Origin of the sequence: Francisella noatunensis subsp. noatunensis, from assembly GCF_009823375.1 — a bacterium.
Taxonomy (GTDB): domain Bacteria; phylum Pseudomonadota; class Gammaproteobacteria; order Francisellales; family Francisellaceae; genus Francisella; species Francisella noatunensis.
The window spans coordinates 1-16,728 of sequence record NZ_WBSX01000029.1; the positions used below are offsets into that span (position 1 = coordinate 1).

Here is a 16,728-nt window from a genome sequence, read left to right on the forward strand (position 1 = left end):
GTGCTATTGTAACAATGGTCGATAGAGCTAGCAGATTTACTATTTTAGCCAAGTCTATAGATAGAACAGCTAATTCAATCAATAGAATATTGTACAAAGTATCTAATGGTCATAAAATATTAACAGCTACATTTGATAATGGTAAAGAGTTTGCTAAACATAAGAAGCTAACTAGCAAGACTGGCATCAAAGTATTCTTTGCTGATCCATACAGTCCTTGGCAAAGAGGTATTAATGAAAACATGAATAGGTATATCAGACAATTTATATCTAAAGGTACTAACTTTAACAATATATCTCATCAATACATTAGAAAGTTACAGATAGACTTGAATAATAGACCTAAGAAATGTTTAAATTACTTGACACCTAATGAAGTACATTTTGGTATCTCTATAAACATTGAGAATACAATCTAGCCATAATAAACTATTGAAATATGTCATCTTTAGATATTTATACTATCATAACGAGCTAATATTTCTTTTATCAATTTTTGACAACTAATATCAAAAATTAAATACCTCAGTTATGTAATATTTTATTTGTAAAAACCTAACCTTAGTCTTTTGTACAACAAGATTGCAAATAAAGCCAATACTAAGCAAATTAAACTAATAACAACAGGGCCTAACCAAATAACTCCTGCTTTAGAGATAACTGTTGAACTAATTATTGGACAAACACCTCCTACAAAAGCTGAATTTAAACTATAGCTCAAACTCAAAGCGACTCCTGATAACCTAAATTCTGTTGGAAAAATATCACACAAGAAAAATAATGTTGTCGATGCACCAAATGAATAGCAAATAATTAAAAAAATCATACCTATAAAAACACTATAAGTATCTGACATCAAGTAGAATGTTATAGGAATAGCTATCAATAAAATGAAACAGCCAATAATATACATTTTACTAAGTCCAACTTTATCAGATATATACCCAAATGCTATTACAGATATTAAAACTATTATTTGTACTGGAATCATTATTAAACTTGTATTGCTAGTATTTAGTAATTTTGCAATATAAAAATTAGAATACTGAAGCAAAATTATTGCGCCTAAAACAAATAACATTGCAAAACAAAAACCAATAAATATACTTATATAGCTTTGTTTGAAAAGAGGTATAATGCTCTTTTTATCTCTACTTGCGATTTTTCTAAATAAAGGTGTTTCTATTAGCTTTAATCTTACGTAATAACCAAATATAGCCAACAAGCCTCCTAATACAAAACCAATCCGCCAAGCATAATCATCAAATAAATATTCAAGAATCAAACATACTGTCGTTGCAAATAAAAATCCTGATAAAACAAATGCAAATAATATACTCAGCTTAAAACCTATGCTTTTTGAACTAGTCTCGTACACTATTACATATGCTGCTGGTAATTCTCCACTTAGAGCAAACCCTTGCAATACCCTGAATATCACAAAAGCTATACTTGCAAACACCCCAAAAGTAGCATAAGAAGGCATAACCCCCATTAGTAATGAAGATATTCCCATAAGAATTATTGTAAATGTAAATATTTTCTTCCTACCATATCGATCACCCAATATTCCTAAGGTAATAACACCTAAAGGTCTAACAATATATGTTAAAGAAAATATAGCTATAGCAATGAAACTTTTAATTACAGAATCATCAATTCCTACAAAAAATGTATTTATAATTTGTACCGAAAATAACACATATAACAAAAAGTCATAAACTTCTAAAACTGCACCTATGCCTGCAATTGATACTATTTTAAAATCTTTTTTCATCTCTAAAATTACTTACAGTTTAACTATCATATATTTGTTATTTTTATGATAGACACCTCTTTTGGAATAAACATAGACACCTATTAGCCCAATCACACCACAAACAATACCAACAATAGAGGGACCTAAAAAATTATATGCTGTCATAGTAAATATCGTTGTACTTACTAAAGGAGCGATCCCTCCAACTATAGCAAAAGCAAGATTATAACTAAGACCTACTCCTGACAATCTAACATCTGTTGGAAATAAATCACAAAGTAAAAATATAAAGGTAGCCGCAACTAATGCATAACAGAGCATAATAGCTATAGATGCAAAAACAATTGCAGATACACTACCTATATAACTCATCAAATAGAACACAGGTAACGCACAAACTACAACAAGCCCGGCACCTGCTATAAACATTTTTGCAATGCCAACTTTATCAGATATAAAGCCAAAAATAAAAGTAAAACAAGTAAGTGTTAAAACACTTGGTGTTAAAATCAAAGAAATCTGACCAGAATTATATCCAGTTAAAATATCTTCAACAAATTTATGTATATAAAGAGTCAACATTACACCACCAAAGGCTACTATAATAACTATACATATTCCTGCGAACAAGTTTGGACCATAAGTGGAGACTAAAGAACCAAAAGAATGTCTTTTTTGTTTATCAATACTTTCAAACTCTGGAGTTTCATGAAGATTGCGACGCACATAATAACCGACGAATCCTAGCAATCCGCCAATGATAAACCCTGCTCTCCAAGCAAAATCACCAAACACATACTCAAGAGCAAAACCTACAAAATCAGAAAATAAAAATCCACTCGTTACAAATGTAAATAATATGGCAGTGGCAAAACCAATTTTACCCTTAACCGATTCATACACAATAACATAAGCTCCAGGTAGCTCACCACCTAAAGCAATACCTTGCAAAATACGTAATAATACAAACACAAAGCTCGCATATAGTCCCCACTGAGCATATCCAGGCATCAATCCCATACACAATGAACAACTTCCCATTAATAATATTGTAAATAATAGTAGACGTCTTCGCCCTATCAAATCACCAACAATCCCTAATATCGTTCCTGCAAACGGTCTAACTAGGTATGCTATCGAGAATATTAATACTGTCAAGAATGCCTTGATAGTAGGATTTGTAATTTGAGCAAAAAAAGTTGCTGAAATTTCTTTAGAAAAAATCATATATAAAACAAAATCATAAAACTCAAGAATTGCACCAATTCCAGCTAATAAAATAACATTCCTACTGTCTTTATCGTACATTTACAATACTCACTTTAATAATCAAGTTTAGAAAATCATACATTTTTTTAGCTTTATTTAGAAGAATTTAAATCTATAAAAAATACAAATTACTGACATAGGTTACAATCAATGTCTTTGGACAAATCAAAATTATTTAGTTGCATTGATGTTGCGTTATATCTATATAAAGTAGAACTCTGATAGTCTTGTTTTTTTAATAAAAAATTAATTGCCAAGTTCGCCAGAGTTAAGCCTGCCTGACCAGCTACTATGCCAACAACTCCTAAAGTATTCTTGTGCTCTACTTTATCCAGATCAGGATATAAACAATTTAAACATGCCGAACTATGGCTAATATTAAATATTCCTGCTTGAAAGTCCAACCCTAAAACTCCTCCTGATAATAAGGGTATAGAATATTCTAATGAAATTTTATTACTTAGTATTTTAGTTAAATAATTATCACTTGTATCTATTATTAAATGATACTTTTCCATATCTAGTTTAGTATAGTTATGATTAGTTAACCTTTGTGTAATTGCAGTTATACTTATATACGGATTAAGCTTTTGCAACCTATTTTTAGCTATGACTGCTTTACTTTCCCCTAAGTAATCAATATCAAATAAAACCTGCCTATGTAAATTTGATATTGAAATCGAGTCATCATCAACTATACTCAATTCCCCAATACCCAAACCAGTTAGGTAGGTGGCTACAGGTGAGCCCACTCCACCCACACCTATAAGCAACACTTTAAACTTTTTTAATTTTTTTTGAGCATCAATACCAAAACCATCAAGAATAATTTGTCGCTTATAATATTCAAGTTCAGATTCTGATATTTTGGGATGATAAATCATCTACTTCTCCAATAACTTTATTATATTTTGTATCTCATAATTAGATATCTCATCTATTAGTGTGACTACAGCTATACCATCGACTCCTATATTCGCTATAGACTGAATGTGTCTCTTCTTTATACCTCCAATGGTAACCAATCGAGTATTAGTGATATTTAACCACTCATGAATCTTATTGATACCTTGTGGTGCAAATTTCATTTTTTTAGTATTTGTCGTATATATAGGACCTAAAGCTATATAACTAGGATTAACTCCCAAAGCTATTGCTAACTCATAATAATCATGTGTACTTAGGCCTAATGCTATATCTGTATTTTTGATTTTTAATAAAGTCTGCCTATCTATACTTAATAAATCCTCATGCCCAAGATGTACACCAAAAGCTTTATGTTTAATTGCTAATTCATAGTAGTCATTTATAAATAGTTGCAGACCATATTTGTTTTGATACTCTACAGCTTCTACAATATGCTTTTGTATATACTCACTATCATTTGATTTAATTCTAAGCTGTATAGTTTTAACTCCTAAGTTAGCTAAACTAGGTATCTTATCAGCACTGTCAACTATCGGGTAAAAGCCAGTTTTATTAATTGATCTAAATTTTATATTTAGATCTTTACCATGCACACTTACTTTAGGAAATAATCCTTGTTTATTTGCTAGATTGTATTCTGAAAGTTTTATATATTTAGAATCTACAATTAAGAATCCATGCAATGCTATTTTTTGGCTACTTTTAATAGCGTTAGAAATATATGACTTAGCTAGAATAATAGAATTATTGACATCAAACCCTAAAGTTAAAAAACTAGCAATAGCACTTGCAAAAGTGCAACCTGTTCCTCTTACTTTTTCATCCAACTTATATCTTTTTGATGTTAACGTATAGTTAACTTCAGGAGTATAATAGCAGTCCAAAGATATATTTTTATCAGAGTCATGCCCCCCTTTCAAAAGCACACTTTTGCAGTTGTATTTTTTTTGTATTGCTTTAGCTATTTTAGCAATTTCGACATTAGAAGAATCATACTCATCAAGAAGCATCTTAGCTTCATCAAGATTTGGTACTAAAATATTAGCTAATGGATAAAGCTTTTGCTTAGAATATTCTACGAGCCTATAATCGACCAAGCTATAGCCTGTGGTACTTACCATCACTGGGTCACAAATGTATAACACATCTTTTAAATCATTCAACAAGTCTACAACAATATCAATCTGCTCAATAGATGATAGTACTGAAGTTTTGATGACTTTAATCTTAAACTCTTTACTTATTGCTTGTATTTGTTCTTTGAAAATACCTTTAGAAACCTTTTCAATATTTAAGATATTGGTTGAGTTTTGTGCAGTAACACAGCTTATAATTGTACAAGCATGAACACCTATGTTATTAGCAGTTTTGATATCCGCTTGAATACCCGCTCCTGATGAACTGTCTGAGCCACCTATGGTCAAAAATATATCACGCATAATACTATCTCTTAGTACTGGTGCCAAAATGGCGTATCTACTAAATTAGTTGATGGAATAGCAATTTCTCTTTCAATCATCCTTTTCGCTTTAAAAGCTTCTCTTCCTGCATATATTGCTAATTTAAAAGCATTAGCCATACTAGCGGGATTTCCAGCTAATGCTACAGCACTGTTCAGTAACACGCCATCATAGCCCATCTGCATAATTTCACATGCTTGTGAAGGCACGCCAATACCTGCATCAACAATTAGTTTAATCTTATCAAATCGTTCTCTTAAAACTTTCAAAGCGTATGGATTTACCAATCCTTTACCACTACCAATTGGCGCTGCCCAAGGCATTAAGACCTCACAACCAATGTCAATTAATTTTTTAGCAATTACTAAGTCATCTATAGTATAAGGTAAAACATTAAACCCTCTTTTTACTAACTTCTCACACGCGTCTATTAGCTCGACAGAATCAGGCTGTAAATTATAGTCATCTCCTATGACTTCAACTTTAATAAAATTAGTAGCAAATATTTCACGTGAAATTTCTGCTATTTCTATTGCCTCTTGAGAGTTTCTACAACCAGCAGTATTCGGTAAAAACTTACACCCTGTATTTTTTAACTCCTCCCAAAATTGATTTTTAACATTCACATTTTTTGCAGACCTTTTTAAGGATACAGTCAGAAGATCTGCTTCTGACTTATCTATAGCTTCAAGCATAATTTCAATACTAGGATACAAGGCTGTTCCTAATATAAATCTTGAGTTAAATTGCTCTCCATACAACTCAAGCATAACCTACCCTCCTTGCATTGGTTGAACAGTAACAACTACATCATTATTTTTAAGAAAAACTTCAGAATAACTTCTTTTTGCTATAAAGCTATTGTTAAGCATTACAGCAAAACAAGGGTATTCAAATTTTTGACTCTTTAATAAATCTGTAATTGTTATACTATTATTAAAATTTAGCTCTTTTTCATTAAATAAAATACGCATATTCAGCCTCCAAAATCATAATTATTCTTTATCACAGCTTGTGCAACCATCGGTGAAAACAAGTATCCATGTCGAGATAAACCATTTAGATATGTTATATTTCCTTTAGTACTTATAATTGGCTTATCATCGATACTCATCGGACGCACATTAGTTAAAGTTTTCAATATCCTTGCTTCTAAAAAACGCTTATCTAGCGTAACTAACATACTTAGCAACTCTAATGTACTCTGTACAGAAATCTTAGAATAATCACTACTATCAATACTTGTTGCACCAAGATAAAAAATACCATTTTCTCTAGGAATCAAATAAATAGCGTGTCGCGGGTGTAAAAGTCTAATAACAGAATCCAACTTAATACTTTTATTTTCTAAAATAATAGACTCACCTCTTACACCGTACAACTTGATATCATCAACACTTGAAATACCTGTACAATCAAATATATGCTCATATTCTTTATCAAAACGCTCTCGATAGAATTGTTTTTTAGTAGTTTCAAAGATTTTTACATTTTCGAGATTAAAAAATAACTCTTGTGTTAATACAAAGAATTTTGGAACATCAATCAAAGCTTCATCTGCTATTAGAGCTTTTTCACAAAGAGTGTTTGAAAAATATAACCCTTTATTAATGGTATGCACTTTTTCTATAGAAGATATATCTATAAGAGGCTTTGTATTTAAGTTTTTTAGTCTCAAATCTATATTTCTAATAGCTAAATCCAACTCATACTTATCTCGATTATGTGCAATAACACAAGTATTAATTTTTTTTACAAAGCTGGTACCCATGCTTAGATTTTCATTAACAAACACATTTAATTCACACCAAAGCTCATAGCTGTTAAGTCCCAGTTCATACACATGCTTATGACAACTTATTAGCTCGGTTACTGGAGCAAGCATACCTCCAGCACAATAGCTACAGCTAGTCTTATAATTCAGACTATCAGTATAGATATCGATCTTTAAATTAGGATATAGTTTAACTAGATAAAGCGCTAAAACTCTACCCATAAGTCCTGATCCAAGGATTGCTATTCTACTCATCTTTAGATTCTATTTTCTTAAGATCTTGAGAAAGCTTCATAGAACAGAAGCTAGGCCCACACATAGAACAAAAATGAGCAAATTTATGCCCCTCTTTGGGTAATGTTTGATCATGAAAATATCTTGCCTTATCAGGATCTAAACCTAAGTTAAACTGATCTTCCCACCTAAATTCAAATCTTGCTTTTGATAGAGCATTATCTCTTATTTGAGCGCCAGGAAAGCCTTTTGCTAAATCTGCAGCATGTGCTGCTAACTTATAAGTAACAATCCCCTCTCTTACATCTTCTTTATTAGGAAGACCAAGATGCTCTTTTGGAGTTACATAACATAACATAGCAGTACCATACCAAGCAATTTGAGCCGCCCCAATTGCTGATGTAATATGATCATATCCAGGAGCAATATCCGTAACTAATGGACCAAGGGTATAGAAAGGTGCTTGAAAACAGTCTTTTAACTCATAATCCATGTTTTCCTTAATTAATTGCATTGGAACATGGCCAGGCCCCTCTATCATAACCTGTACATCATGCTTCCATGCTATTTTAGTTAACTCCCCCAAAGTTCTTAATTCTGACAGTTGTGCACTATCATTAGCATCATTTATAGATCCTGGTCTTAACCCATCACCAAGTGAAAAACTAATATCATACGCTTTCATAATTTCACAAATTTCCTCAAAATGAGTATAAAGAAAATTTTCCTGATTATGATGTAAGCACCACTTAGCCATTATTGATCCGCCTCGCGAAACAATCCCTGTAATTCTATTTGCTACCAATGTAACAAAGGCTTTTCTAACTCCAGCATGAATTGTAAAATAACTAACACCTTGTTCAGCCTGTTCAATTAAAGTATCTTTATAGATCTCCCAAGTTAAATCCTCAACTTTACCATTCACTTTTTCTAAAGCCTGATAAAGAGGAACTGTGCCTATAGGTACGGGACTATTTCTAATAATCCATTCTCTCGTTAGGTGAATATGCTTACCTGTAGAAAGATCCATAACAGTATCTGCTCCCCACTTTACTGCTATAACCATTTTTTCAACTTCTTCTAGTGTAGAAGATGTAACTGCCGATGTCCCGATATTAGCATTAACTTTAACCAAGAAGTTCCTACCGATTATCATCGGTTCCAATTCTGGATGATTAATATTAGCCGGAATAATAGCTCTACCCGCAGCAACTTCTTCTCTTACAAACTCAGGAGTAATTTCTCTTTGAATATTTGCTCCAAATGATACTCCTTGATGTTGATTCATATACTCTGTATTTAAATGAAAATTAGCTCTTAAAATATTTTCTCTAATTGCAACATAATACATTTCTGGAGTTATAATACCTTTTCTTGCATAATGCATTTGCGAAACATTTTTACCATATTTTGCTTTGATAGGTACATGCCTGTTTCTAAAATTCAACTTATCTTCTTTAAATTGAGCATTGGTATAGTTTGATGAGAAACATCCTAAATTTTGTATATCTTCATTTTTTTTGAGCCAATTTAATCTATGTCTAGACAAGCCCTTTTCTATGTCAACTGCGTTACCTGAAGAATACTCTCCAGATGAATCATAGACAAAAACATCTGGATTTGTACTAATATTACCTTCGATATTTGTATTTGTTTGAGCAATTTTTCTAAAAGGAACTTTTAGTGCTGTACTAAGACATTCAACATAACATTTTTCAGAATTTGGATATTTAATAGTTATTGTTGAGTTTTCTGTATTAGTTTGAATATCTTGGTTTCTAGAGTTAGTCATTTCATCTCCTATTTTAAATTCAAACCAGTATAGGCAGATGAAATTAAAGATATATTTTATACAGTAATAGAATCATAACTATAGCAAATACACTAAACTACACTTCCTACACTAGTGCTAACTAGATCAGGTTCAAAGGGTTGGAAAATCCTCTCAGCATGATTCAAAGAAAATCATGCACCCCTGTGTTTTCGGTATAAATTTAATAGTATATATAAATCAAAGTCAAGTTAGTAATCAGCATTTTCTACTAGTAATTGTCTAAACTAACTATTTCAAGATGTTGCATCTGAGTCTGTAAAAACATCTCACCAACTGATCTAAATTTCAAAGGAATATCAGTTACATAAAATCTATATTCTGGATTAGAATTAGCTCTGTTTAAAAGCTTATTATCAAAGAGTAGCGAATATAGCATCTTACTAGCTTGTAATGATGGATCTATAAGTTTTACATCTAAAATTTTTGCGATACTTTCTTTGATAATAGGATAATGTGTACAACCCAAAATTAGAGCTTGAATGTTTTTATCGTTAAAATACTCAAGATATTGTTTAGCTACTAATTCAACAACTTCTCCCTCTATAAATCCCTCTTCAATCATAGATACAAAAAGACCACATGAACTACTATAAACTTCGGTGTTAGGATTATTTTTGTGTATTTGTAGTGCGTATGCATTACTGTTAATAGTAGCTGGTGTTGCTATGACACCAACTGTTTTAAGACTATCGACTAAGCTAACTCCAGCACTTATCACATCAATAACAGGAACTGTTTTTGCAATCTCTTGAACTATATCTTTTGCAATAGCTGATATTGTATTACAGGCAATAATTATTACTTTGACTTCTTGATCAATTAGAAATTTAGCCGTTTGGGCTGCAAACTTTTGAATAGTCGCTCGTGATTTAGTCCCATAAGGTATTCTAGCAATATCACCAAAATATATAATATCCTCATTTGGTAATATATTCATCAAGTTCTTGACGACAGTTAAACCACCAATTCCTGAATCGAAAACACCTATAGGTCTATTATTGAGCATTATTTTTTCTCTATTTTACGAATTATTTTTCTACGTGAACGCGTAGGCATTTTTTCTAGATATTCTTCTTTTGCCTTGATAAAAGGTATTAGATTTCCTAATGATAAAACTGCTTGATTGGCATCATCTGCAATGAAATTTTCACTTAGCTGCGCATCATCATTAGCAAAAATAACTACCGTTACAACTGGGATACCTTTTATATATATTTTTTGTTTATAAAGATATGTTTGTAGTACTTTTTTCTGTGCAAATGTCTGTCTAATTGGATTTTTTATTGTTTTTGCATAGACTTTGTTGTTTTGAGAAGTTTTTGAGACATTCCAACGTTCAGCCATATTCTCGACTTCAATATAGCCACGATTATTCTTAACTTCGATTATATATATGCTTTTACGCGATATTGCAATAAAATCAATTTCTCTATTACCTACTGTTGACTTCTCATCTGGTAAAACCACTCGATTAAATAACACAAAATTATTATCTAATTTTTTTAGTTCATCTAAAACAATAGTTTCGCCTTCTGCACCTGAAATAATTATATCTACAGGATTATCATCTTTTGTTATTAAGAAAAAGAATACAAATAATATAAATGCTAGAGTAAATCCAACCTCTAACGATTGAGTAACAAATTCAATATCCCCTAGATATAAATCAACACCAACTATTAAACCACATAGAATAATAGATGCATATAGACTTTTTTTTGCTCTAATTAGGTAGTTCCTTAACCTAGCCCATGTAAAGCGCAAAAAGAGCCTGTCTTTTTTTAATTTACTTTCAATAGCCATAATACCAATATACTTTATTTAAAAATCGTAAAATTATAAATTAATAAACTTCTGCTTAACTTCAGTTATCTTGTCTCTAATTGCTGTTGCCTGCTCGAATTCAAGCTCTTTTGCATAAGCTCTCATTCGTTTTTCTAGAGCTTTAATAACCTTCGAAGCTTCAGTCATACCTAGTATAGCCGAAACATCTACATCATCAACCTTTAAGCGCGAATTATTTTTATATGCACGTTTTTGCATCTCTGGAGAACTATCTAACATATCATCTATACTCTTGATGATTGTTTTAGGCGTAATATTGTGTTTCTTATTATATTCATCTTGAAGTTGACGACGACATAGAGTTTCATCCATGGCTTTTTTCATAGACTTTGTAACAACATCTGCATACAAAATAGCTCTACCATTTTGGTTTCTAGCCACACGTCCGATAGTTTGAATTAGAGATTTCTCAGAACGCAAAAACCCTTCCTTATCAGCATCAAAAATCAATAAAACTCCGACCTCTGGCATATCAAGCCCCTCTCTAAGAAGGTTGATACCCACTAGCACATCAAATACACCATGACGCAAATCATGGATAATTTGGACTCTCTCAACAGTATCAATATCAGAATGTAGATATCTGACATTAACACCATGCTCAGATAGATACTCTGTTAAATTCTCTGCCATTTTTTTGGTTAAAGTAGTTATCAAAATTCTTTCTTCTTTGGCTATAGCTTTATTTATCTCAGATAAAGCATCCTCTACTTGTATAGCTACAGGTCTTACAAAGACTTCAGGATCTAATAAACCAGTTGGTCTGATTACTTGCTCTACAGTATTTTGAGACTTTTCAAGTTCATAATTAGCTGGTGTCGCAGATACATATATTGTCTGAGGTAACAAACTCTCAAACTCATTAAATTTCAAAGGTCTATTATCCAAAGCAGAAGGTAACCTAAAACCATAGTTAACAAGGTTTGATTTACGCAATAAATCTCCCTTATACATTCCACCAAACTGTGGTAATGTCACATGCGACTCATCAACTATAACTAAGGTATTTTCTGGTAAGTAGTCAATCAATGTTGGTGGTGGATCACCAGGAGCTCTACCTGATAATAATCTTGAATAATTTTCGATACCTGTACAGTAGCCAAGCTCTTGAATCATTTCAATGTCATACTTAGTACGTTGTTCTATTCTTTGGGCTTCAAGTAGTTTACCTTCTTCTTCAAAATATTTAACTCTTTCTTTCAGTTCTGCTTTGATCTCTTCTATAACTATATCTTTACGCTCTTTTGATGCAACATAATGCGTACTTGGGAATATTGTTGATCTATGTAATGTTTTAATTTTTTTGGAAGTTAATGAGTCGATCACACTTATTGCTTCAATCTCATCATCAAAAAACTCTACTCGAATAGCATCTTTTTCAGAGTCTGCTGGGAATATATCTAATACTTCTCCCCTAACCCGGAAACTACCACGACTAAAATCCATATCATTACGCGAATATTGCATCTCTACTAACTTAGTTTGAGCTTTTTTTAGCCCTAGTTCTTCGCCTACCTTTAGGTGCAAAAGCATTTGCATATACTGCTCAGGATCACCTAGACCATAAATAGCTGATACGGTTGCGACTATAATTACATCATTACGTTCAAGTATGGCTTTTGTAGCTGACAGACGCATTTGTTCAATATGCTCATTTACAGATGAATCTTTTTCTATATAAGTATCAGAAGCTGCAACATACGCTTCTGGCTGATAATAATCGTAATATGACACAAAATACTCAACTGCATTATCTGGGAAATATTGCTTAAACTCTGAATATAATTGAGCTGCTAAAGTTTTGTTATGTGCAACAATCAAACATGGTTTTTGTGTTTGCTGAATCACATTTGCCATAGTATATGTTTTACCAGAGCCTGTAACTCCTAGCAAAACCTGATGCTGTAGCCCACCATTAACACCTTCAACTAACGATTTGATTGCCTTGGACTGATCACCACCTGGGCTATATTTTGTTACTAATTTAAACTTATATTCTGACATTTTTTTCAAACTTAAATTTTTTATAAAAAAGCTGTGCTAAGGCCCCGAGAATTTATTATAACATAGCTTTATATCTGTATTAAAAACTATAGCTTAGCCCTGTTGTTATAAAGTTTGCTTCTCCTTTATCAAAAGACTTTACATATAGATATGTGATTAAGAAATCCATATTATCAATAAAACCTGTTGGAACTGATAAACTTACTGGAACTGCGAACAAACCAGAGTTTTTACTGGAACTTAGCCCTAAAAGCAAGTATGAATTACCATTAAGCTCAGTGTCTTGTTTGCTAGCAAAATAACCAAGATATCTAAATTCGCCCGTAATATTTTTAGTAAAAAAATATCCTGCCGTGGTGGTAAAAACTCCTGTATTATGTGGAGATGTACTAAGATGTCCCCAACCTCCAGATGCTGTCACAAAAAATCTATTAAACAGCACTACCCGTTACAATTTTTGGATCACTATAACTCTTAAAAAAAGCAGTAACCAAAACTAAAGTATAAAAAGTCTTTTTAAAAAAGATATTCTTCGAGCTCATATAGCAAAGCTTGCTGTTCCTCTGTTAGATCACGATTCATGCGTAAATCTTGCATTTCTTGATAGATATCTTCCAAAGTTTTGCGAGTTCTACCTTTATGATCAATCAAAAGCTCATCATTATCTAGGCTAACAATCTTATTTAGATAATCTTGAAACTCCATTTGTGCTTTATCAGGTAGTTTTGAAAAGTCTAATCTACCAATTATCCTGACAGCTCTGTCATAATAAGATTTTGGTAATTGATTAAGCATTTGTGCTTTTTGATAAATTTGTGAAGCATGAAATTTATCACAACCCCTTTCATCAGCAGCACTCATAAAGTCACTTTGATAAATCGCTGCATCTATATCAACATTTTCAATCTCTGGATACTTATATTCCAATACATAATCAACAAAATTAGCAAATATTTCTAGATTGTTTCTTATAAATTCCTTATTCGTCTTTATCAAATCCAGTCTATCTTGAGGTAACCTCCCCACAAAACGGGTTTTAGTAGGTAATATTAGCGGAATATCACCCCACTTTTTGTTTAAAGTCAAACGCCAATGCTCAGCTTCTAAACTGCCAAACTCTTCTATAAAATCTTTAAAATCATAACTATCTAAGCGAAGAAATATCTCTTGATTTTTATAGTGTCTATGCTGACCAATATCAAGTATTGCCGACATAAAATTATTTTTAAAGCCAAAAACTCCACTTACAGCAATTGCTTGTCTATACCCAATACCACCGACTTCTAAACCAATATCTAATTGAGCTAGAGTATTTTCATCATTTTGCTTATTAAACTTTGCCAATAAAAACTGCCACATTTTAGGATTAGCTATTCTTAATTTCTTGGCTAACTCTACTGTAACAATTACATCCGTAATAGCATCATGAGCTCTACCACCACTATAGAGATTATTTTCAGTATTTAGATTTTCTAACTTCAAAGATATTTTTTGCTGTCCTTCTTCATCAAGAACTTTAGGCCACTTAAGAACATCATTACAAAACAAATAATAGCAAGTAACAATTGGAAACAAATCAGCCCTTGAACAACCATTTTTGAATTGATGACTATATGGAGGTAGCATATTTTTATAAAAAGCAAATCTCAAAAACTCATCATCAAAACCAAGAGTATTATAACCTATACTAATAGTCCCTAGTGTATTTATGATTTTATGAATTTTTCTAATTGCCTGATATTCTGACACACCCGTATTTGCTTGAGCAATAGAAATATGATGCGTTATCGTTGCAATTGGAGATGGAGTTGTATCAGGATTTAGCTTCACAAAAAAATTAAACCTTTCAATTTCATTAAAGTCCAAATCTGTACGAATCGCAGCAAATTGTAATACTTGGTCAAAAGAATTGTTAATACCAGTAGTTTCTAAGTCATAAAATAAGAAAGTTTGATTTTGAAACATCAAAAAATAAGCTCATATTTAATTAAATCATTAGCTTAGAATTTTAACATACCTTTATAATGATTAATAATTTTGAATATTACAAATAAGCTTGATTTAAAAACTTGATAGAAGCTCTAAAGAATAATTTTTATATTTCTAAAGTAACATTATGCAGGCTGTCTAGTTGCAGCAATTACAACTTCTCGTATATTTATATTTTGTGGTTGGCTAAACATAAACATAGCTGTACGAGCAATATCATCTGCTACTAAAACCCCACCCATAGACTCTTTCCAGCTTTCATAATCTGATTTAATCTGATTAGACGTTGTATGACTTAAAAGCTCAGTTTCTACAGCACCTGGACAAATTGTCATTATTCTAACATTATCATCAGCAACTTCTTCACGTATATTTTCACTCATTGAAGATACTGCAAATTTTGTACCAACATATCTAGCGTGATTAGGGAACGATTTCTTGCCAGCAATTGAGCTGATATTTATAATTGTCCCACTTTTTCTTGCTTTCATATCACCTAATACAGATTGAATACCATTTAATAATGCCAATACATTCACTTCGTACATCTTTTGCCATTCAATAGGGTCTTGTGTATCGATTTGACCAAGCAACATTAAACCTGCATTATTAACCAATAACTCAACTGGACCGTATTCAGCTTCAGCTTCTTTTATAGCATTTTTTAGAGCTTGAGCATCTGTCACATCTACCTTACGAATCATTGTGTTAGGTAAATTTAATTCCTCTATTTTTTCTATTCTTCTACCTATTAGTAAAAGCGAATGGCCTACTTCAGAAAATCTTTTTGCAATTGCCGCACCAATTCCAGAACTTGCTCCTGTGATTACAACTAATGATTTAGCCATATTATTTCTCCTATATTTTTGTTTTAATTTTCACATCGTTTTAATGATTGTAAATTGTATATAAACTTATTAAACTGATAAATACCAACAATCATAAAACATTGTTATTGAATAATGAACAAAAGCTAGATAGTATTCTCAATGTTTATAGAGATACCAAAATGTACTTCATTAGGTGTCAAGTAATTTAAACATTTCTTAGGTCTATTATTCAAGTCTATCTGTAACTTCTAATGTATTGATGAGATATATTGTTAAAGTTAGTACCTTTAGGTATAAATTGTCTGATATACCTATTCATGTTTTCATTAATACCTCTTTGCCAAGGACTGTATGGATCAGCAAAGAATACTTTGATGCCAGTCTCGCTAGTTAGCTTCTTATGTTTAGCAAACTCTTTACCATTATCAAATGTAGCTGTTAATATTTTATGACCATTAGATACTTTGTACAATATTCTATTGATTGAATTAGCTGTTCTATCTATAGACTTGGCTAAAATAGTAAATCTGCTAGCTCTATCGACCATTGTTACAATAGCACCTTTATGGTCTTTACCAACAATAGTGTCACCTTCAAAGTGATAAAGATTTTTTCTATTAGCACTGCTAGGTCTTTCAGAAATACTCGCTCTATCCTTTATCTTAACTTGTTTAGAGTCACCTTCTTTTTTGTATTTATATTGTCTAGCTTTGAAAAATAATAAGTGTCTAAGCTTTAACTTGCTTATTAAGTTGTAAATTGCTTTGTGAGTTATATTAACAATGCCTCATGTTTTAATCTAC

The 16,728-nt window shown here is 31.7% G+C and carries 15 protein-coding genes, 1 pseudogene and 1 riboswitch; of the genes and pseudogenes, 1 reads left to right on the top strand and 15 read right to left on the bottom strand.

Annotated elements, in window-relative coordinates; all coding sequences use genetic code 11:
- Positions 1 to 419, top strand: a 419-nt coding sequence (locus F8C69_RS03750; RefSeq protein WP_159184251.1) for an IS30 family transposase, incomplete at its 5' end; no start/stop codon positions are given.
- A 122-nt stretch (positions 420 to 541) separates the two neighbouring features.
- Here the strand turns inward: F8C69_RS03750 and F8C69_RS03755 are convergent.
- The 15 genes and pseudogenes from F8C69_RS03755 to F8C69_RS03825 form a co-directional block, all read right to left on the bottom strand.
- Complete coding sequence (locus F8C69_RS03755; RefSeq protein WP_159184252.1) at positions 542 to 1,777, bottom strand: MFS transporter; 1,236 nt, start codon at positions 1,775 to 1,777, stop codon at positions 542 to 544.
- A 12-nt stretch (positions 1,778 to 1,789) separates the two neighbouring features.
- Entirely contained in the window at positions 1,790 to 3,067 is a 1,278-nt protein-coding gene (locus F8C69_RS03760) for an MFS transporter (protein WP_159184253.1), read from the bottom strand.
- Positions 3,068 to 3,156: 89 nt separating this feature from the next.
- Complete coding sequence (locus F8C69_RS03765; RefSeq protein ID WP_159184254.1) at positions 3,157 to 3,912, bottom strand: HesA/MoeB/ThiF family protein; 756 nt, start codon at positions 3,910 to 3,912, stop codon at positions 3,157 to 3,159.
- On the bottom strand, positions 3,913 to 5,394 hold the full coding sequence (gene thiD / locus F8C69_RS03770) for a bifunctional hydroxymethylpyrimidine kinase/phosphomethylpyrimidine kinase (RefSeq protein ID WP_159184255.1): 1,482 nt from the start codon (positions 5,392 to 5,394) through the stop codon (positions 3,913 to 3,915).
- An 11-nt stretch (positions 5,395 to 5,405) separates the two neighbouring features.
- Positions 5,406 to 6,185: a thiazole synthase gene (locus F8C69_RS03775; RefSeq protein ID WP_159184256.1), complete on the bottom strand. Its 780-nt coding sequence runs from the start codon at positions 6,183 to 6,185 to the stop codon at positions 5,406 to 5,408.
- 3 nt (positions 6,186 to 6,188) lie between these two features.
- Positions 6,189 to 6,389, bottom strand: coding sequence for a sulfur carrier protein ThiS (gene thiS / locus F8C69_RS03780; RefSeq protein ID WP_159184257.1), 201 nt, complete (start codon positions 6,387 to 6,389; stop codon positions 6,189 to 6,191).
- A 2-nt stretch (positions 6,390 to 6,391) separates the two neighbouring features.
- Positions 6,392 to 7,444: an FAD-dependent oxidoreductase gene (locus F8C69_RS03785; RefSeq protein ID WP_159184258.1), complete on the bottom strand. Its 1,053-nt coding sequence runs from the start codon at positions 7,442 to 7,444 to the stop codon at positions 6,392 to 6,394.
- The gene (gene thiC, locus F8C69_RS03790; RefSeq protein ID WP_159184259.1) at positions 7,437 to 9,215 is read right to left on the bottom strand and encodes a phosphomethylpyrimidine synthase ThiC; all 1,779 of its coding nucleotides are present in this window, start codon (positions 9,213 to 9,215) and stop codon (positions 7,437 to 7,439) included. The genes F8C69_RS03785 and thiC overlap by 8 nt, the downstream gene beginning before the upstream one ends.
- Before the next feature lie 86 nt (positions 9,216 to 9,301).
- Positions 9,302 to 9,410: riboswitch (TPP riboswitch) on the bottom strand.
- A 55-nt stretch (positions 9,411 to 9,465) separates the two neighbouring features.
- Entirely contained in the window at positions 9,466 to 10,263 is a 798-nt protein-coding gene (gene murI / locus F8C69_RS03795) for a glutamate racemase (RefSeq protein ID WP_159184260.1), read from the bottom strand.
- Positions 10,263 to 11,060 carry a nuclease-related domain-containing protein gene (locus F8C69_RS03800; RefSeq protein WP_159184261.1) on the bottom strand — a complete coding sequence of 266 codons (798 nt, stop codon included), beginning with the start codon at positions 11,058 to 11,060 and terminating at the stop codon, positions 10,263 to 10,265. Before F8C69_RS03800 ends, murI begins: the two co-directional genes overlap by 1 nt.
- Before the next feature lie 33 nt (positions 11,061 to 11,093).
- Complete coding sequence (uvrB, locus tag F8C69_RS03805; protein ID WP_159184262.1) at positions 11,094 to 13,106, bottom strand: excinuclease ABC subunit UvrB; 2,013 nt, start codon at positions 13,104 to 13,106, stop codon at positions 11,094 to 11,096.
- 79 nt (positions 13,107 to 13,185) lie between these two features.
- A complete protein-coding gene (locus F8C69_RS03810) occupies positions 13,186 to 13,548 on the bottom strand; it encodes a hypothetical protein (protein WP_159184263.1) in 363 nt (120 codons plus the stop codon).
- 74 nt (positions 13,549 to 13,622) lie between these two features.
- Positions 13,623 to 15,071, bottom strand: coding sequence for an exodeoxyribonuclease I (locus F8C69_RS03815; RefSeq protein ID WP_159184264.1), 1,449 nt, complete (start codon positions 15,069 to 15,071; stop codon positions 13,623 to 13,625).
- 149 nt (positions 15,072 to 15,220) lie between these two features.
- Positions 15,221 to 15,943 carry an SDR family oxidoreductase gene (locus F8C69_RS03820; protein WP_159184265.1) on the bottom strand — a complete coding sequence of 241 codons (723 nt, stop codon included), beginning with the start codon at positions 15,941 to 15,943 and terminating at the stop codon, positions 15,221 to 15,223.
- Positions 15,944 to 16,068: 125 nt separating this feature from the next.
- Positions 16,069 to 16,712: pseudogene (locus F8C69_RS03825) on the bottom strand (IS30 family transposase); the annotation flags it as partial.
- Positions 16,713 to 16,728: the final 16 nt, after the last annotated feature.